This window comes from Halorubrum persicum (genome assembly GCF_002727125.1).
GTDB lineage: Archaea > Halobacteriota > Halobacteria > Halobacteriales > Haloferacaceae > Halorubrum > Halorubrum persicum.
The window spans coordinates 1-18,176 of record NZ_NHOA01000117.1 but is presented as its reverse complement, the minus strand read 5'-3'; the positions used below and the strand labels follow the sequence as shown (position 1 = coordinate 18,176).

The following is an 18,176-nucleotide window of genomic DNA, read 5'->3' as shown; positions in this document are numbered from 1 at the left end:
ACCGGGCTACTGCTCCGCCTCGCGAACAATCGCCACGTCGTCGACGCGGATCCGCTCGGACCCCTCGCCGTCGACGACCACGCTGGGGTCGCCGGTCACGAGGTCCTGATCGTCGTGATCGACGCCCACCGCGACGCTCGCCGGCTCGGGCGCGAAGTTGAGGACGACGACCAGCGACTCCTCGTCGGTGCTCCGGCGGAACGCGACTACGTCGTCCGGGTGGACGTCGCCGCTGGCGACGATCGGGCGCTCGGAGAGGTCGCCGCTGGCGACGTGGTACGCCACCCGATCGAGGTCGCCCTCGGGCCCGAGTGCGGGGTGGTCGGCGCGGACCGCGAGCAGCCGCTCGTACCGGTCGCGCACGCCTTCGCGGGCGTGCTCCCACGCGATCGCGTCGCGCCGGCCCCGCTGGCCGATCTCCTGGCCCGCGTAGATCATCGGGACGCCCGGCAGGGTGACGGTGGCCGCCCCCGCCGCGGCCGCGGCGGCGTCGCCGCACTCGACCCGGTACCGGGTCTCGTCGTGGTTCTCGATGTACTGGAGGAACTCGGCGTGGTCCGGGAAGCCGATCTCCGCGCGCTGGTCGATCGCGTCCAACAGCGACGACGCGGGGTCGACGCCCCGACCGATCTGGCGGAGCTGGAAGTACAGCGTCGCGTCGAAGTGCACGTCGAACATCCCCTCGTGGAAGCCGGGGATGTACGGGATCGTCTCGTCCATCAGGAGGAACTCCCGGTCGATGTCTTTCACCCGGTCGCGCAGCTCGCGCCAGAAGGAGTCGGGGACCGCCCACGCCATGTCGCACCGGAACCCGTCGACGATCGGCGCCCACTCGTCGACCACGTCGAGGAGGAACCGCCGGACCTCGAGGTTCGCGTGGTTCAGGTTCGCGATCAGCTCCCAGTCGAAGTACGTCCCCGGCTCGCCGGACTCCTGCCACTCGTAGCGGTCGCGGTACGGGGAGTTCGGGTTCTGGTAGGCGTCCGCGAACCACTCGTGCTCGCGCGCGGTGTGGTTGGCGACGAAGTCGAACAACACCCGCATCCCGTGGTCGTGGGCGCGCTCGACCAGCGCCTCGTAGTCGTCGCGGTCGCCGAGGTCCTCGGCCACGTCGAAGAAGTCGGTGATGTTGTAGCCGTGCGGCTTCCCGTCGTGCTGGAGGACCGGCGTGAGCCACAGTGTGTCGACGCCCAGGTCCGCGATCGCCGGGATCCGGTCGGCGATCGCCGCGAACGTCTCCCCTCTCTCATCGTCGCCGTCAGCGTCATACTCCTCGTCGGCGAACGTCCGGACGTACACCTCGTACACCGTCGCGTCGCGGGTCCACGTCGGCGGATCGTTGAGTCGAACCGTCTCGAAGGCGGAGTCTCTCGGGCCCCCGACCGCCTCGCTCTCCCCGCCTCCTCGACCCGAGTCGTCCCCGCTTCGCTCGACCGCGACCGCGTCGGCGACGCTGACGCGCGGCTCCTGTCCGGGCTCCGCGGCGACGGCGACCCCGTGGACGCGCAGCCGGTCCGTAATGGCGGACACGGGCACTCGAAGCTCCCGCCCGTCGTCGTCGGTTTCCAGCGCGTCGCGGGGGTTCGTCCGCCCCTCCGCGACCGCGCTCGCGACGTCGCGGTCGTCGACGACGAAGGTCACCCGGAGGTCCTCCGCGTCGAGCGAGGACTGCGGGTTCGGGGTCGGCGTCGCGCGGACGATGACTTCGGGCTCCGCCTCGCCGCTCGCGCCGTCGCTACCCGCCCCGCCCGATTCGACGCTCGCGTCCAGCCGCACGCGCGGGCGTCCGGTCCCCGACTCGCCGCGCGTCTCCGCGTAGTCGACGGGCTCGTCGCCGGCGACCCGGTCGCGGATCGCCGTCCCGCTCCCCCCCTCGACGTCGACGCCCTCGTAGCTCGAGGGGAACGCCCGGACCGTCAGCAGGTGGTCGTCGTCCGGGGCGTCGAGCCCGATCCGGTAGCGGCCCGGTACGTCCGGGGTGAACTCGGTCACCGAGTCCGACCCGACCGTCGCTTCGCTGCCGGGGGGCGCGTCGACGACGCGCCACGCGTAGGACGCGCTCGGATCCGGATCTCGAGGGGCAAGCTCCGTCGTCTCGCCGGTCGCGAGGAATCGAGGGGGTCCAGGATGGTGCATGTCACTTCCATCGGTGCCCGGGGTCTTCGTTGTTGCTCCTCTGTGAACTACCGCCGCGGGCGGCGGTGACGGCGCGCAACGCTGGGGACGCGGCTCATAGACGGCCTCGTTCGTCAAGGCTTTCACCTCGGGAATCGCAGGGAACCCATGCGACTGCGAACCGCTCTCACGGAACACGAACGTCGGCGCGGCGAGCGCTACCCGGCGGAGCGTCCCACCACCGCCGGCGCGTTCACGGGCGACGACGGCCGCCTGGTCCACGTCGGACCGGACGGGACCGTCCACGACTGTTCGTACTCCCTGTCCGGGGTCGGCGGCGCCGACCGGCTGCGCATGGGGATCACGGCCGGGCGGGGCGTCCGCTGGTTCGACGATCTGACCACGACGCGCCAGCACTACGACGGCGATACTCCCCTCGTCGAGACGGAGTACGACGCCGGCCGCTACACCATCCACCAGTTCGACCTGGTGGTGAGCGACACCCACCTCACGCACGTCGAACTGCGCGGCGCTCCGCCCGCGAACGCCGAACTGGTCGCCGCCTGCGCGTTCTCACCGGACATGGTCGAGGGGCGCGTCGGCAACCTCGTCCACGAGCAGGCGGGGCCCGAAGACGGGAGCGTCGTCGAGGTGTACCACCGAACCGAGCACGACTTCCTCACCGCCTCGACGGGGCTCTCGGCCGCGCACGGCCAGCGGCTCCGCACCGTCCCCGAACTGCTCGGCGAGAGCGAGGAGGGGTTCCCGCACCGCGGCGAGATCGACCAGCGCGAGGACTCCCGGCTCACGCCCGACGTGGTCGTTCGCGCACCCTTCGAGCGCGACGGTCGGACCGAGCGCGTCACGCTCGCGAGCCGCGCCGTCCTCGACAGGCGCGAGACGCGGGAGACGGTCGACGACGCCAAGGACGCGATCTCCGACGGCCCCGACCGCCAGCGCCGGATCGACGAGCTGTCGCGGATCGCGACCGCGTACCCCGACGCCGCCGACCTCCGCGAGGCCGCCGAGGGCCGCGGCCCGACCGTTCCCGACGACACGCCGCGCCGGTCGGTGGTCGCGAGCGATCTCCGCGCGCTCGACCTGCTCACCGCCGAGTCTGGCGCGCGGATCGCCGGCCCGGAGTTCGACCCCTTCTACTCCACGTCAGGCGGCTACGGCTACACGTGGTTCCGCGACGAGGCGGAGACGTCGCTGGCCCTGCTCGGCGCCAGCGACGAACTCGGCTTGGACGCCGACGAGGAACTGCTCGCGACCGCCTCCTTCTTCTGCCGCACGCAGGACGCCGACGGCTCGTGGCCCCACCGCGTGTGGGCCGACTCCGGCAAGGTCGCGCCCGGCTGGGCGAACGCCCGCATCGAGGGCGCCAACAGCACCGCGGGGCCGAACGACCAGCTCGACCAGCCCGCGTCGGTCGTCACCTTCCTCGCCCGACTCCGACGGACCACGGACCTCCCCCCGGAGTGGCGCGAGCGCGTCGACGACACGATCGCCGACGCCCTCGCGTTCCTCCGCGAGACGACGCAGGACGACGGGCTCCCCCGCCGGTGCCAGAACTGCTGGGAGAACGCCCTCGGCCGGTTCACGCACACCGGCGCGACGTACCTCCGCGCGTTCGCCGCCGTGGCGCGCGCCCCGCTCTCCGACGACGTGCGGACCGACGCCGCCGAGGCGGCCGACGCCGCCCTCGCCGGCCTGTACGACCGGTGGAACCCGGACACGGAGCGGTTCCCGCAGCGCGCGAGCGCGGAGAGCCGCGACGATCGGCCGGACGCCAGCACCTTCGCGCTCGCGGGCGCGGCGACCGAGTACGTGGCGATGCGCGACGAGCGCGACCGGCGCGGCGCGGAGAGCGTCGCGGAGCGCTCCGCCGACGTCGACATCGACGCCTTCCTCGACCGGGTGACGACGCACGTGTTGACGACGGTCGGCGAGCTCCGCCGCGAGACGGCGGATGTCGAGGGGCTCGTCAGGTTCACGGGAGACGACTGGCGCACCGCCGAGCAGGGCGCCGCGAAGGTGTGGTCGATCGCGACGCTGTGGGGGTCGGCGGCGGCGGCCGAGCTCGGCGGACTCGTTCGCGAGCGGGGCGGGGACGCCAGCGACCTCTTCGCCGCGGCGCGCGACCTCTACGCGCTGTGTGAGCCCGACGGACCGTTCGTCAACGACGCCGGGCTCATCGCCGAGCAGGCGTTCGACGACGGCGACCTCGACGGCGCGACCCCGATCGCGTGGTCGCACGCGCTCCGGATCGACGCGACGGTGACGCTCGCGAGGTACGGGGCGCTCCCGGTCCCGCACGACGAACCGCGCGGGCCGGACGAGGCGCCCCACTGGACGACCGGGCGGAAGTTCGGCGTCGGCACGCCGGCCGACCACGGAGGCGCCGACCCGGTGCCGGTCTGGTTCACGCTGACCGAGGGGGCGCTTACCGAGGCGCGGTTCCCCCGGATCGACGTGATGAACGTCCGGACGTTCGACTTCCTCGTCGCCGACCCGGAGACGGGGTACACGGTCCGGACCTTCGACGAGACGAGCCACGTGACGGCGACGGAGACGGTCGAACGGACCACGGAGCCGACCGTCGACGACGCCCTCGCGTACACGCAGACGATCCGCGAGACCGGGAACGGCCACGGCCACAGATGGGCCCTCACCGTCGAGTACGCGGTCGACACCGACGGCGACGCGATCCTCGCCGACGTGACGTTCGAGGGGAGCCGCGAGTACGAGGTGTACGCCTTGGTCGACACGACGGTCACGAACGTCGGGACGAACGACCGCGGCGACCGCGTCAGCGGATCCGACGGGTACCACCTCCTCGCGCACAACGACGACGCCGCCGAGCGCGACGTGGGGAAGCTCGTCGACGACGATGGCGACTCCTTCGAGGTCGCGCTCGCGCTCGACAGCGCCAGCGGCTTCGACTGGGCGAGCGCGCTCGCGGCCGGCGGCGACGAGGCGACCGCCCTGCTGGCCGACGCCGAGCGCGGCGAGGGGACCGAGACGGCCACCGGGAACGTCTTCCTCGCGGGGCTCGTCGGGAGCGGAACCAAGGTGTCGGACGCGGTCGCGCTCGGGTTCGCCGAGAACGCCGATACCGCGGCCGCCCTCGGCGAGGCGCGCGGCGCCGTCGCTCGCGGCTTCGAGGAGGTCGCCGAGTCGTACGTCGAGACGTGGCGCGAGTGGCTCTCGAACCGGGCGTTCCCCGCCTCCGTCACCGGCAACGCGGAGCTGGAGACCCAGTACCGGTTCGCGCTGATGACGCTGGCGGCCGTCGAGGACAAGCGCCACGACGGCGCCGGGATCGCCAGCCCGTCGGTGCCGTGGGGGGAGACCGAGTACGCCGCCGAGGACCGCGGCTACGGCTACAACTTCGTCTGGTCGCGCGACCTCTACCAGGTGTTCACCGCGCTCATCGAGGTCGGCGAGGTCGACCGCGGCGCGGACGCGCTCGCGTACCTGTACAACACCCAGCAGGACGACGACGGCTTCCTCCCGCAGAACACCTACATCGACGGGCGCACCCGGTGGGGCGGCGAGCAGATGGACAACATCGCGTTCCCGTCGGTGATGGCGTGGCAGCTGTACGAACACGGGGTCGCGCCCGCCGACGCGGAGTACACGTACGACCAGGTCCGGCGCTCGCTCGGCTACATCGCCGCAAACGGTCCGGACACGGCCCAGGAGCGCTGGGAGGAGGAGGCCGGCTTCTCGCCGTCGAGCATCGCCGCCGAGATCGCGGGACTCGTCTGCGGCGCCGCCCTCGCGGTCGCCGAAGCCGACCGGATCGAGGCGGACGGCGCCGCAGCCGCCGAGGCGTCGCCCGACTCGCTCCGCGCCGACGCCCTCGCGTGGCTCGCGCTCGCGGACGACTGGACGGCCCGCGTCGAGGACTGGTGTGCGACCTCGACGGGCACCGAGCGGCACGACGAGACCCCCTACTACGTGCGCGTCACGGCCGACGGGGACCCGGAGTCCGGACGCCCCCGGACGATCGCCAACGACGGCCCCACCTACGACGAGCGGGAGATCGTCGACGGCGGCTTCCTCGAACTCGTCCGGCTCGGCGTCAAGCCAGCCGACGACGACGTGGTCCGCAACTCCGTCTCCGTGGTCGACGACTCGATCCGCGTCGACACGCCGTACGGCCCCGGCTGGTACCGGTACGTCGGCGACGCGTACGGCGAGATCGCGCGCGGCGACCCCGGCGGCCCGTGGGCCGGGGACGGCGACGGCCGCGGGCGCCTGTGGCCGATCTTCACCGGCGAGCGCGGCGAGTACGAGCTCCGCGCTCGCGCCGACGGCGTCGACGCCTTCGGAGGCACCGACGAGGACGCCCTCGAACCCGACGCCCTCTTGGAGACGATGGCCGGCTTCGGCAACTCCGGGCGGATGCTCCCCGAGCAGGTGTGGGACCGCGAGCACCCGACCAACTACGGCTGGGAGTTCGGCGAGGGCACCGGGGGGGCGACCCCTCTCGCGTGGTCGATGGCCGGCTTCATCCGGCTCGCGCACGGCGTCGACGCCGGCGAACCCGTCGAGACGCCGACCGTCGTCCGCGACCGGTACGTCGCGGGCGACCGGTCGGCGACGCCCGACCTCGAGGCGACAGCGGAGTACGTCGACGACGCCCTCGTCGTCGCCGGCGAGACCACCGCCGACGCGGTCGCGGTGTACACCCCGGAGGGATCCGCGCTCGTGACGCCGGACGACGGGGAGTACGAGTTCGACCTCGATCCGGCGCTCGACGCGAAGACGGTCGTCGTCGCCGCCGCGAACACCGATGCTGCGAACACCGTCGCGGACGCCGAGCCGACCGGCGCGGACGACATCCTCGGCGAGTTCTCTGGCGCCGGCACCGCGGTCGAGCGGCTCCGACTGTAGCCGAGAGCGGATCTCTTCGGTACCGGCCGCTCACCCGAGGGCGGCCACGTCGACTTCGATGGGCGCTCCGCCACCGTTGTCACCGTCACCGCCGGCGTCGAGCGCGACGCTGTCGACCACCGACCCGCGAACCGCCTCTCGCCACGACTCGACGGCCGCGGTGTGTCGCTCCCGGCGCGTCTCCACGTCGGCGTCCGGGTTGTTTGCCATCGTCTCGTCCACCTCCGGGTAGGCGGGCACGCCAGAGACGAGGGCGCGCGGATCGATGTGTATCGGGTCGGCGTCGCCAGCCGTCTCGTCGCCCTCGCCCGCTTCTGTATCGGCGCCCGCGGTCGCGCCAGTACCGAGGCTGTGCAGCCGGGCGCGCATCCGCCCGGAAAACGGCGGGGTCACGCGGAGCACGACCTCGCGGTCGCTCCGGAGCGTCGCCTCCAGCGCGGTGGCCACGTCGTCTCGGTGGACCGCAATCGACCGGATCCGCGTCGGCCCCGTCGACGCCGAGCGGTCGCCGTCAGTCATCGCCCCTCGACCACTCCGCGTCCGAGAGGGTGCGCTGGACCGCCTCCTCGCCGACCGCGCCGGCGAGGTGTTCGAACCCGGCGCGGACGCCGCGGTCGCTCGCGTTCGCCACCAGCCGCGAGACGATGAACTCCGGCGTCGACTTCCCGACCGTGCCGAACCGCGGCTGGTAGTCGACCCGAAGGTCCAGGTCGTTCGTGAGCCCCTCGGCGAAGATGCCGTCGATCCGGGCGGGCTCCGGAAGCGGGCTCAGGTCGTCCGCGAGGTGCGTGACGTACACGCCGAGCGCGCCGCGGTCGACCGTGAGCGTGACGAGCCCGTTCAGCAGGTCGGCGGCGCGTCCCGGCTCCGTGATCGCCTCGAACTCGTCGACGAGCATCAGGGTCCGGCCGTCAGCGACCAGCGGCGGCACGACCGACTTCAGCGTCGACTCCAACACGCCGGCGTTGAACGAGGCGTGCCGCCGGTGGAACACGATCCGATCGAACGCGCCGACCTCCGCCTCCTCGGCCGGCACCGGGAGCCCCATCGACGCCAGCAGGGCGACCGCGCACAGCGTCTCCAACAGGGTGGTCTTCCCGCCGGAGTTCGCCCCGGTGAGGACGCTCACGCGATCGCCGGTCGGCGGCGCCTCGGCGTTGGCGACGCCGGGATCGCCCGCGAGCGAGTGCGAGCCGACCGCGTACGACACCGGCTGCACGTCGCCGTCGATGAAGAGGTTGCGCGCGTTGCGCACCGCCACGCCGTCGTCGACGAAGACGGGTCGAGTCAGGTCGCACGCGACCGCGAACCGCGCGAGCGACAGCAGGAACGCGGCGTCGGAGACGGCCGAAACCGCGCCGGCGACGGTGCCGACCCCCTCTCCCTCGCCGTCGCCTCCTGTCCCATCGCCCTCGGCTCCGTCGCCCTCTCCGCTCTCGCCTCGCATCCCGCCGATCCGCTCGCGGATGTCGGCGGCGACGGCCGCCTCGCGCTCCGCGACCGACTCCTCCAGCTCCGCGACCAGATCGCGGAGCGTGGCGGAGACGAAGTCCGCGGCGTCGAGCGCCTCGTCCGGCGCGACCGAGCGCACCGCCGCCGGATCGACGCCGGTCTCGCGCGCGACGTGGTCGATCGTCGCCGACTCCAGCGCCTCGAAGTCGCGCAGGGAGCCGTCTCGAACGGCGGCGAGCACGTCGAACGCGGAGTTCGCGAGGTCGCGGGCGGCGCCGAGCTGGTCGCGCCGCCGGTCGAGCTCGTCGTCCGCGCCACGCGCGATCCGAATCTCGGCGTCGCCGTCGGCGCCCGCCGGATCGATCGTGCCCCGCACGTCGGCGAGGGCGTCGGCGGCGTCGCGCAGGCGCTCTCCGTCCAGCGCCCCGAGGTCCTCGAAGGGGGCTTCCGTGAGGCCGGCCTCGCGCAGCGCGACGGCGGTCTCGACGGCCGCCAGATCCGACCCGTCGGCGGCGTCGTACTCGTCGAACGCGTCGGTCACGCGCTCGCGCCCGGCGTCGTCGAGCGACGCCCACGCGTCGCGGGCGGCGACCACGTCGTCGAGCCGGGATTCGACCGCTTCACGGTCGGTGAGGGGCGTCAGGACCCGGATCCGGTCGGCGGCGTGGGCGGTCAGCGCGTGGCTCGCCGCCAGCGCGAGGAGGTCGTCGTACACCGAGCGCGTGTCTCCGGTGGCGAGAACGTCCATCCCGGCCTCGCCGTTCGCCCGGCGGAGGATCCGGGTGGCTCGCCCGCGGTGGAGCCCGGCGTCGACGAGCGCCCGCACGTCGGCCGTCTCGATCGCCTCGATCGCCCGCTCGGTCCCGAGCGACTCCGTGAGCCGCTCGCTCGTCTTCGGGCCGATCCCCCAGTAGTCCTCCAGTCGCATACGCGGACGTGTCGGCGCGGCGTCTTGGCGTTTTCGTCGGGGCGAGCGAGAACGCGGCGACCGCGGCCGCCAGCGTCAACCCTCGCCGGCCGCTACGGCCCCCCATGGCCACGGAACTCGCGGCGGGCGTGTGGCGGTTCGAGCTGCGCGGCGTCAGCGCCTATCTCGTCGACGACGACGTGCTCACGCTCGTCGACGCGGGAACGCCGTGGGACGAGGCGTCGATCCGGGAGGGGTTCGCCGACGCCGGCGTCGAGGTCGCCGACGTGGACCGGGTGTTGCTCACCCACTACGATCTCGACCACGTCGGAACGCTCGCGGCGCTGACGCCGGAGCTCGACGCCACCGTCTACGCCGGCGCGTTCGACGCGGTGATCCTCCGCGGCGAGCGATCGCCGCCCCTGCGAAACCACAAGGGCGCGTTCCAGCGGCTCGCGGGGGTGTTCACGACGCTCCCGGACCTCGACATCAAAGCGGTCGCCGACGGCGAGCGGCTCGGCTCGTTCACCGCCTACCACACGCCCGGGCACACCCCGGGACACGTCGCGTACGTGAGCGAGACGCTCGGCGTCGCGCTGCTCGGCGACCTCGTCTCGGAGTCGGACGGGGACCTCGACCCCTCGGAGTGGATCCTCAGCTACGACACGGGTCGGGTGTTAGAGAGCATCCGCGACCTCGCCGACCGCGCCCCGCCGTTCGAGGTCGCCTGCGTCGGCCACGGCGACCCCATCACCTCGGGGGGAGCGACGCGCTCGCGGCGCTGGCTCGGCGGATATAACAAGGCGGACGGCGCGGCCGGCCTACCGCGACTGCCGGTAGATCAGGTTCCGCTGGATGTCGTTCGCGCCCTCGTAGATGACCGGGATGCGCACGTCGCGGTAGACGCGGGCGATCCGGCGGTCCGTGAGGATCGAGCGCCCGCCGTGGAGCTTCATCCCCTTCTCGGCGCAGTCGGTCGCGACCTCGGTCGATTTCGTCTTCGCCAGCGCGGCCCAGTACCCCGCGTTCTCGTTGTCCGCGACCTTCTGGCAGGCGCGCCAGTTGAGCGCGCGCGCCGACTCGAAGCCGATCCGCATATCCGAGAGGGTGTGCTGGACCGCCTGGAACTCGTTGACGGTGCGGCCGAACGCGTTGCGCCCGTGGACGAACTCCTCGGCCTCCTCGATGGCGGCGGCGGCGAGCCCGAGCCCGTGGCCGCCGACGATCACGCGACCGTGGTTGAAGAAGTCGGCGAGCACGTAGAAGCCGCCGCCCTCGCTGCCGACGACGTTCTCCTCGGGGACGAAGCAGTCCTCGAAGACGATGTGGCCCTGCTTGGAGGCGCGCATCCCCATCTTCTCCGGGATGTGCTCCGCCTCGTATCCGTCCGAGTCGGTCTCGACGATGAACAGCGTGTAGTTGGAGTAGCGGTCGTCGCTCTCGCCGGTCTTCGCGTAGACGGTGAGCCAGTCGGCCTCGACCGCGTTGCCGACCCAGTACTTCTCGCCGGTGAGCTCGTACCCGCCCTCGACCTTCTCGGCCTTCGTCGTCATCCCCGCGAGGTCGGAGCCGGTCTCGGGCTCCGAGACGGCGAGCCCGGAGATCTGGTCGTTCTCCGCCACGGGGCGGAGGTACTCCTCCTTCTGCTCGTCGGTGCCGTAGTCCTCGACCATCTCGGCCCCGAAGCTCGCGAGCTGGAGCGTGAGCGCGATGCCGGCGTCGGCGCGGTAGAACTCCTCGGCGATCGCGAGCACCTGCGCGAGGTCGTACCCCTTTCCGCCGTACTCCTCGCCGATGTCCTGCGCGATGAGCCCGGCGTCCATCCCGGCTTCCAGCACCTCCCACGGGTACTCGCCCGAGTCGTAGTACGCCTCGGCGTTCGGGGCGATGTGCTCGTCGGCGAACTCGCGGGCCTCCGCTTTCACGTCCCTCGCGTGCTCCGGGACGATGCTGTCGTCAAGTAGATCCATGCGCTACGTGCGGACCCCGTAGTCAAAACGTTCGTGGAACAACGAAAAACACCGGGACAGTTTACGTGCCGTCTGGGCCGCCTTCCGTCTCGTCGGCGTCAGTGTCGTCCGGCGTCCCGCCGGCGTCAGTGCCGTCCGTCGCCCCACCGGCGTCGACATCGCCGCCCGTCTCCTCGGCACCACGCTCGCCGTCGGTGGGTTCGCCTTCTCCGGACTCGTTGCTCCCCGTCTGATCGGTCGACGGTCGTTCCGCTGTCGACGGCTCGTCCGAAACGGTCGCCTCGGCCGCTTCAGTCGGTTCAGTCGCTTCAGCCGCTTCGACCGCGTCAGTCGCTTCGTTCAGTTCGTCGGATCCGCCGGATTCCCCCGGTTCGGTCGGCTCCGCGGGCTCGAAGCCGGCGGTCTTCAGATCGGCGTCGCTCCGGGGATCGTGCCCGCGTTCGCGGAGAATCTCCCGCACCGCTTCCCGGTCGACAGTTCCCGACACGGTCCGAGGGAACTCGTCGACGTACGCGACGGTTTTCGGGATCTTGAACCCCGCGAGGCGGTCCCGCGCGAACGAGACGAGGCGCTCCTCGTCTACCGGCGGGGACACGTCGTCCTCGCTCGGTTCGTTCTCATCCGGCTCGTTCTCACCCGGTTCGTTCTCGTCAGAACCGGCCTCATCCGTAGACTCGCTTTCGATCTCCTCGCCGTCGTCGTCTCTATCTCCGGTTTCTCCGGCGTCGCTCCCGCCGGCATCCGCGCCGTCGTCGGACTCGTCTCCGTGTGCGGCGGTCGCCCCGGCTGCGCTCGTCACGCTGTCTCGCGCCTGATCACCTTCGACCACGAGGAGCGCCGAGACGCGCTCGCCCCACACGTCGTCGTCGAGGCCGACCACGGCGGCGTCTTCGACTGCCGGGAACTCCCGGAACACGTCGACGACCTCGCCCGGCTCGATGTTCTCGCCGCCGGTGACGATCCGGTCGTCGAGACGGTTGAGCACGTAGAGGAACCCCTCGTCGTCGACGCGCCCCACGTCGCCGGTGTGGAGGCCGTGCGGGCCGAACGCCGATCGGTCGAGAGCGGCGGTTCTGTGGCCCCCCTCCCCGACTTCGTCCGTTCCGTCGATGTATCCGGGAGTCACCGTCGGCCCCTCGACGACGATCTCGCCGGACTCCCCGGGGTCGACCGGCGTTCCCTCCTCGTCGACGATCGTCACGTCGGTGCCGAAGATCGGTCGACCGACGGTTCCGAGCCGGTCCCTCGTCTGTCGGGGCGTCGCGGTCACGATCTGCGAGGCCGACTCGGTCATCCCGTACGTCGGGAACACCGGAACCGAGTAGTCGTGGCAGCGCTCGAGCAGCTCGTTCGGGGCGGGCGCTCCGCCGAGCAACACGACCCGGAGCGTGTCCGAGAGCGTCCCGCGCCTGTCGAGCATTCGCTGAAGCATCGTCGGCACCAGCGAAATCCCGGTCACGTCGTAGGTGTCGATGTCGTCGGCGGTGCCGCCCGGGTCGAACCCCTCGCGGAGGACGAGCGTCGTCCCGTACAGCGCCGAGCGGTACACCGGAGCGAGCCCGCCCATGTGGTGCAGCGACAGCGACACGAGCCACCGGTCTTCGTGGTGGACGCCGAGCCGGAACGCGGAGGCGACGGCCGAGCTGTACACGTTGCCCGCCGTGAGCGGGACCGGCTTGGGATCGCCCGTCGTCCCCGAGGTGAACAGGATACAGAGGTAATCCGAGGTCTCCCACGCCGGCGGATCGATCGACTCCGGCTCGACGGCGTGGACGGCCGTGACGCTCTCAGCGATCGGGTCGTCGACGGATAACACCGGGGGTTCGCTCTCCGCGGCGCAGCCCTCGACGGCCCCGAGCGCGGCGTCTTCGGTCGGCTCCGCGCAGACGACCGCGTCGAGATCGGCCCGTTCGACGCGCTCGGCGAGCTCCCGCTCGGTGAGCTCCTGACCCAGCGGGACGAAGGTCGCCCCGATCCGCATCGCCGCGTGGACCAGCCCGACCGTCCCGACGTACGGCGGCGTGAGCACGCCCAGTCGGTCGTCTGCCTCGATCCCGTGGGCGACGAGTCGCCCGGCGGTCTCGGAGACGAGCCGGTCGAGGTCGGTGTAAGTCCACGCCTCTCCGTCTTCGGCCCGGATCAGCGCCGTGTCGTCCGGCGAGGAGACGACGCGGTGTGACAGCCAGTCGCGCATCGTCGTCACCGCGTCCGCTGGCGTCGGCTACTCATCGGCGGGCTGGCGCACCGTCAGCACCGGCACGTCGGAGGTCCTGACGACCCGCTCCGTGACGCTGCCGAGCAGGTACCGATCGAGCCCCTTCCGGCCGTGGGTCCCCATCACGACCACGTCGATGTCGTGCTCGTCGACGTAGTCGCGGATCGACTGGTACGCGGTGCCCGTGGCGACCGTCGTTTCGCAGTCGACGCCGTCGTCCGCGGCGGCGTCGGCGACGCGGCTCGTGGCCTTCTCCCCCTCCGACTCGAGCGCCTCCACGACGATGTCGGCGCCGGCTTCGAGCGTCGAGTACGCGGCTCCGTCGACGACGTAGAGGGCGTGTAGGCGGGCGTCGTAGTGTTGAGCGAGGTCGATCGCATGCTCGATCGCGGCGTTCGACGCCGGACTACCGTCGGTCGGCACGAGGATCTGGGAATACATCTCGTCTCACGCTACGCTCGGTGTCGATTAAAAACCCGATCACGGCGGGCGTCGGACGCGTCGATCCGCGGGACGGAACGCTCGCGGGCTATCGGAATCCCATCGCTTCGATCTGCTCTTGGTACCGGTTTCGGATGGTGACCTCGGTGACCTGCGCCACGTCGGCGACCTCGCGCTGGGTCTTCTTCTCGTTACACAGCAGCGACGCGGCGTAGATCGCGGCCGCGGCGAACCCCGTGGGCGACTTCCCGGAGAGGAGCCCCTGCTCGGCCGAGACGTCGATGATCTCCGTCGCCTTCGACTGGACCTCCTCGCTGAGCTCCAGCGAGGACGCGAACCGCGGGACGAACTGCTTCGGGTCGACCGGCTTCAGCTCCAGTCCGAGCTCTTGAGAGATGTAGCGGTACGTGCGCCCGATCTCTTTCTGCGGGACGCGCGACACGTCGGCGACCTCGTCGAGCGAGCGCGGGATCCCCTCCTGACGGCAGGCGGCGTAGAGGGCGGCGGTCGAGACGCCCTCGATCGAGCGCCCGCGGATCAGGTCCTCGTTCAACGCCCGGCGATAAATGACGGAGGCGACCTCGCGTACCGACCGCGGAACGCCAAGGGCGCTCGCCATCCGGTCGATCTCCGAGAGCGCGAACTGGAGGTTGCGCTCGCCCGCGTCCTTCGTCCGAATCCGTTCCTGCCACTTGCGCAGCCGATGCATCTGGGACCGCTTCTCCGAGGAGAGCGACCGGCCGTACGCGTCTTTGTCCTTCCAGTCGATCGTCGTCGTCAGCCCCTTGTCGTGCATCGTCTCGGTGATGGGGGCGCCGACGCGCGACTTCGACTGTCGCTCCGAGTGGTTGAACGCGCGCCACTCCGGTCCGCGGTCGATGTTCCGTTCGTCCAAAACCAGGCCACAATCCTCACAGACGAGCTCCTGATCCGCGTCAGTGACGATCTCTGTCGAATCGCACTCCGGGCAGGAGAGCGTTTCTTCGTCCGACTCTTTCTCGGTCTCCCGCTCCTGTTGGCGCTGGCGGCTCGGACGTTCCATTATAAGGTTTCTGGTTACTCCCGCATTTAAACCTTTGTCTGGACTCATCGATCATCCACATTACGTCAATTCGTCTAGATGCACTCAGAGCGGTGTTTCGAGGCCTGTAAAGCGCGTTCAACTTTTGCCACTCCTCTCCGCTACAGTATCGAGCACGCGCAGCCGGGCGTCAATGTGACCACGAAACGTGACTGCTGGCATATTACTATTGAACATTCAACAAGGCTTTTGTATTACTAATACATATAGAGGAGTATGAGCACGACGCAGTCCGACGGGATCGAAGCGACGCTCCGCGGCTGTCGCCCGGCGGAGATCGACCCCATCGTCGTCGAGGCGGCCGACCTCGAAAGCACCGCACCCGAACACCTCCGCGATCTCAAAGCCGAGCTCTCCGCTCGCGGCTACCAGCCCGCGACGCTCTCCGTGTCCGCGCGGTTCGACGGAAACGACACCCTCGCCACCCAGCGCGAGGCCGACCGGCTCCGGGAGTTCGTTCGCGCCGCGTCGTTCCTCGGCGCCGGTCGGATCGAGGTCCGACTCGACGAAGTCGCCGACCGGGACGCGGCCGAGCCGGCGCTGTCGGCGCTTTCCGAGCGCGCGCGACGCGAGGGCGTCGAACTCGTCCGCGTCGACGACTCGGCCGCCTGATCGGATGGCGTCGAAGCGCTCGCTCGCGACCAAGCTCGGCGTCGTCGCCGGATTCGAGGCGCCGAGCGCCGCGCTCGAACAGTATCCGACCCCTCCGGATCTGGCGGCGCACGTCGTCCATCTCGCGGACCTCCACGGCGACGTCGACGGGCGGACCGTCCTCGATCTGGGCACCGGAACCGGGATGCTCGCGCTGGCGGCCGCCCTTCGCGGTCCCGCGCGCGTGCTCGGGATCGAACTCGACCGCGGCGCGCTCTCGACCGCGACGGAGAACGAGCGACGGGTCGCGGCGAGCGCGCCCGTCCACTGGGTCCAGGGCGATGCGACCCGGCCCCCGCTCGACGTGCCCGACCCGGTGACCGTCGTGATGAACCCCCCGTTCGGCGCGCAGGACGGCAACCGGAACGCCGACCGCGGCTTCCTCGCGACCGCGAGCCGCGTCGCGGCCGTCTCCTACTCGGTCCACAACGCCGGGAGCCGCGAGTTCGTCGAGGCATTCGCGGCCGACAACGGCGGCGAGGTCACCCACGCGTTCGCCGCCGACTTCGCGATCGAGGCCCAGTTCGACCACCACACCGACGCCTCCCGCGACATCGACGCCGAAGTGTACCGGATCGAGTGGGCCTGACGCCGCGTCGGCACCGACCCGTGCCCGTCCTCCGTCTCGCTCTCTCTCCGCCTTACTGCCTCCCCTCGTACCGCTCCCGCTCCGCGATCCGCACCCGCGTCTCTCCCCGCTCGGCGAACACCGCGTCGGTCTCCCGGACGAGCGTGACCCCCCGAAGCGTCACCGACTCGTTCGCTGCCGGGAGCGGGGCGGTTTCGGACTCTCCGCCGCTCTCGACGCGCAGCTCGAACCCCCCGTCGACGGCGGCCACCGTGACGTTCCGTCCGTCGATCCGCGGCTCCGCCCGCGCCGGCTCGCTGGTGAACAGCGTCGACCGCGTCTCGTTGCGCACCGCGTCCACCCGGTAGGTCGGGCCGCCGTTCGCCGCCACCCATCCGGTGCGCTGGACCCAGAGGGTCTCGCGCCACCCCGTCCCCCCCACGTCGATCGCGCGATACCCCCAGAAGGCGAGGTTCCCCTTCGAGACCGCCGTGGTCCAGATCTCCCGGTCGGCGTTCGACACGATCACCCCGGAGGTGTTGACGCTCGTCGACCGACCGAACGCCTCCACGTCGACGACGCTCACCACTCGGTCCTCGACGTTCTCGGCGTACGTCACCTGATACCCCTCGACCTCGATCGGATCGCCGGGGAGGTCGTCGTCGTCGTCGACGGCGACGAGGTTCGGCGCGATCCCCGGCCCGGCCACGACCGCCAGTGCGGAGACGAGCAGAAGGAGGCCGACCGCCGCCGGGGTCGCGGATCGGACCCCCTCCCTGACCGACTCGGGCTCCGGTACGGCCGACTCCGGGCGGATCGGCTCGTCGCGCCCGCCGACAGCGAGCGCGACGATCGCCGCGAGGACCGCGAGCAGGCCGAGGCCGATCGCGCGGTACATCTCGTACCGCTCGTTCCCGAGGTACCAGTAGACGGCCCAGAGCCGACGGGAGGCGCCGAACAGCAGGACCGCCCCGAACGCGACCAGCGCGGTCGTCCGCGAGCGCGAGTCGGTCCGCTCGGTCTCGGCGCTCCTGCGCCGCCGGATCAGCCACACCGCAGCGAGGATCCCGCCGATCAGTCCGATCGCGTGGCCCTGTATCGCGATGTTCGCCCAGCTCGGCGCGCCGTACGAGCCGCTCGCCTCCGACACGACGACCGGATTGCGGAGCGTCTCGTAGGTCACGCCCACCAGCGTCGAACCGGTGAGCGCGGCGATCGTCGCGATCGGCTGGAACACGAGCGCGAACCCCCAGAGCGCGAACACCACGCCCGAGAACCCGATCACCGGCCCCAGCGCGAACAGCGACGAGAGGACGGCGAACGAGAGCATCGCTCCCGGAACGACGACGAACGCCCGGACGTAAGGGTTCTCGGCGAGCGATTCGCGGGAGAGCGACTCGCGAGAGAGCGCCTCACGGGCGCTCGATCTGAGAGAGCGTGATAGCGATCGGACCGACGGCAACGCCCCCCGCAGGGTGCCGTCGTCCGACTCGCCCCCGTCGTCGACGGCGCGGCCGCCGGGGAAGTGTCCGAAGGCGTACTCGGCGAGCCCGCCGGCGACGAGCGTCGAGGGGAGGTTCCCGGTGAGGTGGCCCCGCCCGGAGTGCGCGAGCCCGGACCAGAGCATCCCCTCCGGGTAGAAGTACGACCACGACCGGAACGGGATCACGACGGGTCGGTTCGGGTTCTCCAGTCCGCTCTGGACGAACAGGTACACCGCGACGACCGCGGCGATCGCGACGAGCGTCCCCCACGGGACGCCGAGAAGGAGGTGGGAGCGAAGCCTCCGCGTCCACGCGCCCCGCGGTCTGTCGGTCAGATACACGACCGCGACCGCGACGGCGATGAGGACGCCGCCGGCGGCGAGATGA

At 71.3% G+C, this 18,176-nt stretch carries 11 protein-coding genes and 1 pseudogene; 4 read left to right on the top strand and 8 right to left on the bottom strand.

What is annotated here, in order from left to right; all coding sequences use genetic code 11:
- Nucleotides 1-6: 6 nt before the first annotated feature.
- Complete coding sequence (malA, locus tag DJ69_RS13325) at nucleotides 7-2,136, bottom strand: alpha-amylase MalA (protein ID WP_099256053.1); 2,130 nt, start codon at nucleotides 2,134-2,136, stop codon at nucleotides 7-9.
- Between the two features lie 147 nt (nucleotides 2,137-2,283).
- Here malA and DJ69_RS13320 point away from each other — a divergent pair, with 147 nt between their 5' ends.
- Nucleotides 2,284-7,020 carry a glycoside hydrolase family 15 protein gene (locus DJ69_RS13320; protein ID WP_099256052.1) on the top strand — a complete coding sequence of 1,579 codons (4,737 nt, stop codon included), beginning with the start codon at nucleotides 2,284-2,286 and terminating at the stop codon, nucleotides 7,018-7,020.
- Nucleotides 7,021-7,050: 30 nt separating this feature from the next.
- Here DJ69_RS13320 and DJ69_RS13315 read toward each other — a convergent pair whose 3' ends face one another.
- Complete coding sequence (locus tag DJ69_RS13315) at nucleotides 7,051-7,539, bottom strand: hypothetical protein (RefSeq protein WP_099256051.1); 489 nt, start codon at nucleotides 7,537-7,539, stop codon at nucleotides 7,051-7,053.
- Nucleotides 7,532-9,400 carry a MutS-related protein gene (locus DJ69_RS13310; protein WP_099256050.1) on the bottom strand — a complete coding sequence of 623 codons (1,869 nt, stop codon included), beginning with the start codon at nucleotides 9,398-9,400 and terminating at the stop codon, nucleotides 7,532-7,534. The genes DJ69_RS13315 and DJ69_RS13310 overlap by 8 nt, the downstream gene beginning before the upstream one ends.
- Before the next feature lie 104 nt (nucleotides 9,401-9,504).
- On the opposite strand from DJ69_RS13310, the pseudogene DJ69_RS13305 reads away from it, so the two are divergent.
- Nucleotides 9,505-10,161 (top strand): annotated as a pseudogene (locus DJ69_RS13305) (MBL fold metallo-hydrolase); the annotation flags it as partial.
- A gap of 39 nt (nucleotides 10,162-10,200) precedes the next feature.
- On the opposite strand, the gene DJ69_RS13300 reads toward DJ69_RS13305, so the two are convergent.
- From DJ69_RS13300 to DJ69_RS13285, 4 genes are all read right to left on the bottom strand, one after another.
- On the bottom strand, nucleotides 10,201-11,349 hold the full coding sequence (locus DJ69_RS13300) for an acyl-CoA dehydrogenase family protein (RefSeq protein WP_099256049.1): 1,149 nt from the start codon (nucleotides 11,347-11,349) through the stop codon (nucleotides 10,201-10,203).
- Between the two features lie 61 nt (nucleotides 11,350-11,410).
- On the bottom strand, nucleotides 11,411-13,543 hold the full coding sequence (locus DJ69_RS13295) for an AMP-binding protein (protein ID WP_099256070.1): 2,133 nt from the start codon (nucleotides 13,541-13,543) through the stop codon (nucleotides 11,411-11,413).
- Between the two features lie 27 nt (nucleotides 13,544-13,570).
- Complete coding sequence (locus DJ69_RS13290; protein WP_099256048.1) at nucleotides 13,571-14,005, bottom strand: universal stress protein; 435 nt, start codon at nucleotides 14,003-14,005, stop codon at nucleotides 13,571-13,573.
- Between the two features lie 88 nt (nucleotides 14,006-14,093).
- Complete coding sequence (locus DJ69_RS13285) at nucleotides 14,094-15,047, bottom strand: transcription initiation factor IIB (protein WP_099256047.1); 954 nt, start codon at nucleotides 15,045-15,047, stop codon at nucleotides 14,094-14,096.
- A 255-nt stretch (nucleotides 15,048-15,302) separates the two neighbouring features.
- Between DJ69_RS13285 and DJ69_RS13280 the strand changes: the two genes are divergently transcribed.
- Together DJ69_RS13280 and DJ69_RS13275 are read left to right on the top strand one after the other, a co-directional pair.
- Nucleotides 15,303-15,698 (top strand): hypothetical protein, encoded by a 396-nt coding sequence (locus tag DJ69_RS13280; RefSeq protein ID WP_099256046.1) that lies wholly within the window; start codon nucleotides 15,303-15,305, stop codon nucleotides 15,696-15,698.
- A 4-nt stretch (nucleotides 15,699-15,702) separates the two neighbouring features.
- The gene (locus DJ69_RS13275; protein WP_099256045.1) at nucleotides 15,703-16,326 is read left to right on the top strand and encodes an METTL5 family protein; all 624 of its coding nucleotides are present in this window, start codon (nucleotides 15,703-15,705) and stop codon (nucleotides 16,324-16,326) included.
- Nucleotides 16,327-16,378: 52 nt separating this feature from the next.
- On the opposite strand, the gene DJ69_RS13270 is transcribed toward DJ69_RS13275, so the two are convergent.
- On the bottom strand, nucleotides 16,379-18,176 hold a 1,798-nt coding region (locus DJ69_RS13270), incomplete at its 5' end, for a rhomboid family protein (protein WP_099256044.1).

Bases quoted from the DNA above. Each gene is read 5' to 3' on its own strand.
- DJ69_RS13300 (WP_099256049.1), bottom strand. From the start codon at position 11,349: ATGGATCTACTTGACGACAGCATCGTCCCGGAGCACGCGAGGGACGTG.
- DJ69_RS13320 (WP_099256052.1), top strand. From the start codon at position 2,284: ATGCGACTGCGAACCGCTCTCACGGAACACGAACGTCGGCGCGGCGAG.
- DJ69_RS13315 (WP_099256051.1), bottom strand. From the start codon at position 7,539: ATGACTGACGGCGACCGCTCGGCGTCGACGGGGCCGACGCGGATCCGG.
- DJ69_RS13290 (WP_099256048.1), bottom strand. From the start codon at position 14,005: ATGTATTCCCAGATCCTCGTGCCGACCGACGGTAGTCCGGCGTCGAAC.
- DJ69_RS13295 (WP_099256070.1), bottom strand. From the start codon at position 13,543: ATGCGCGACTGGCTGTCACACCGCGTCGTCTCCTCGCCGGACGACACG.
- DJ69_RS13280 (WP_099256046.1), top strand. From the start codon at position 15,303: ATGAGCACGACGCAGTCCGACGGGATCGAAGCGACGCTCCGCGGCTGT.
- malA (WP_099256053.1), bottom strand. From the start codon at position 2,136: ATGCACCATCCTGGACCCCCTCGATTCCTCGCGACCGGCGAGACGACG.
- DJ69_RS13285 (WP_099256047.1), bottom strand. From the start codon at position 15,047: ATGGAACGTCCGAGCCGCCAGCGCCAACAGGAGCGGGAGACCGAGAAA.
- DJ69_RS13310 (WP_099256050.1), bottom strand. From the start codon at position 9,400: ATGCGACTGGAGGACTACTGGGGGATCGGCCCGAAGACGAGCGAGCGG.
- DJ69_RS13275 (WP_099256045.1), top strand. From the start codon at position 15,703: ATGGCGTCGAAGCGCTCGCTCGCGACCAAGCTCGGCGTCGTCGCCGGA.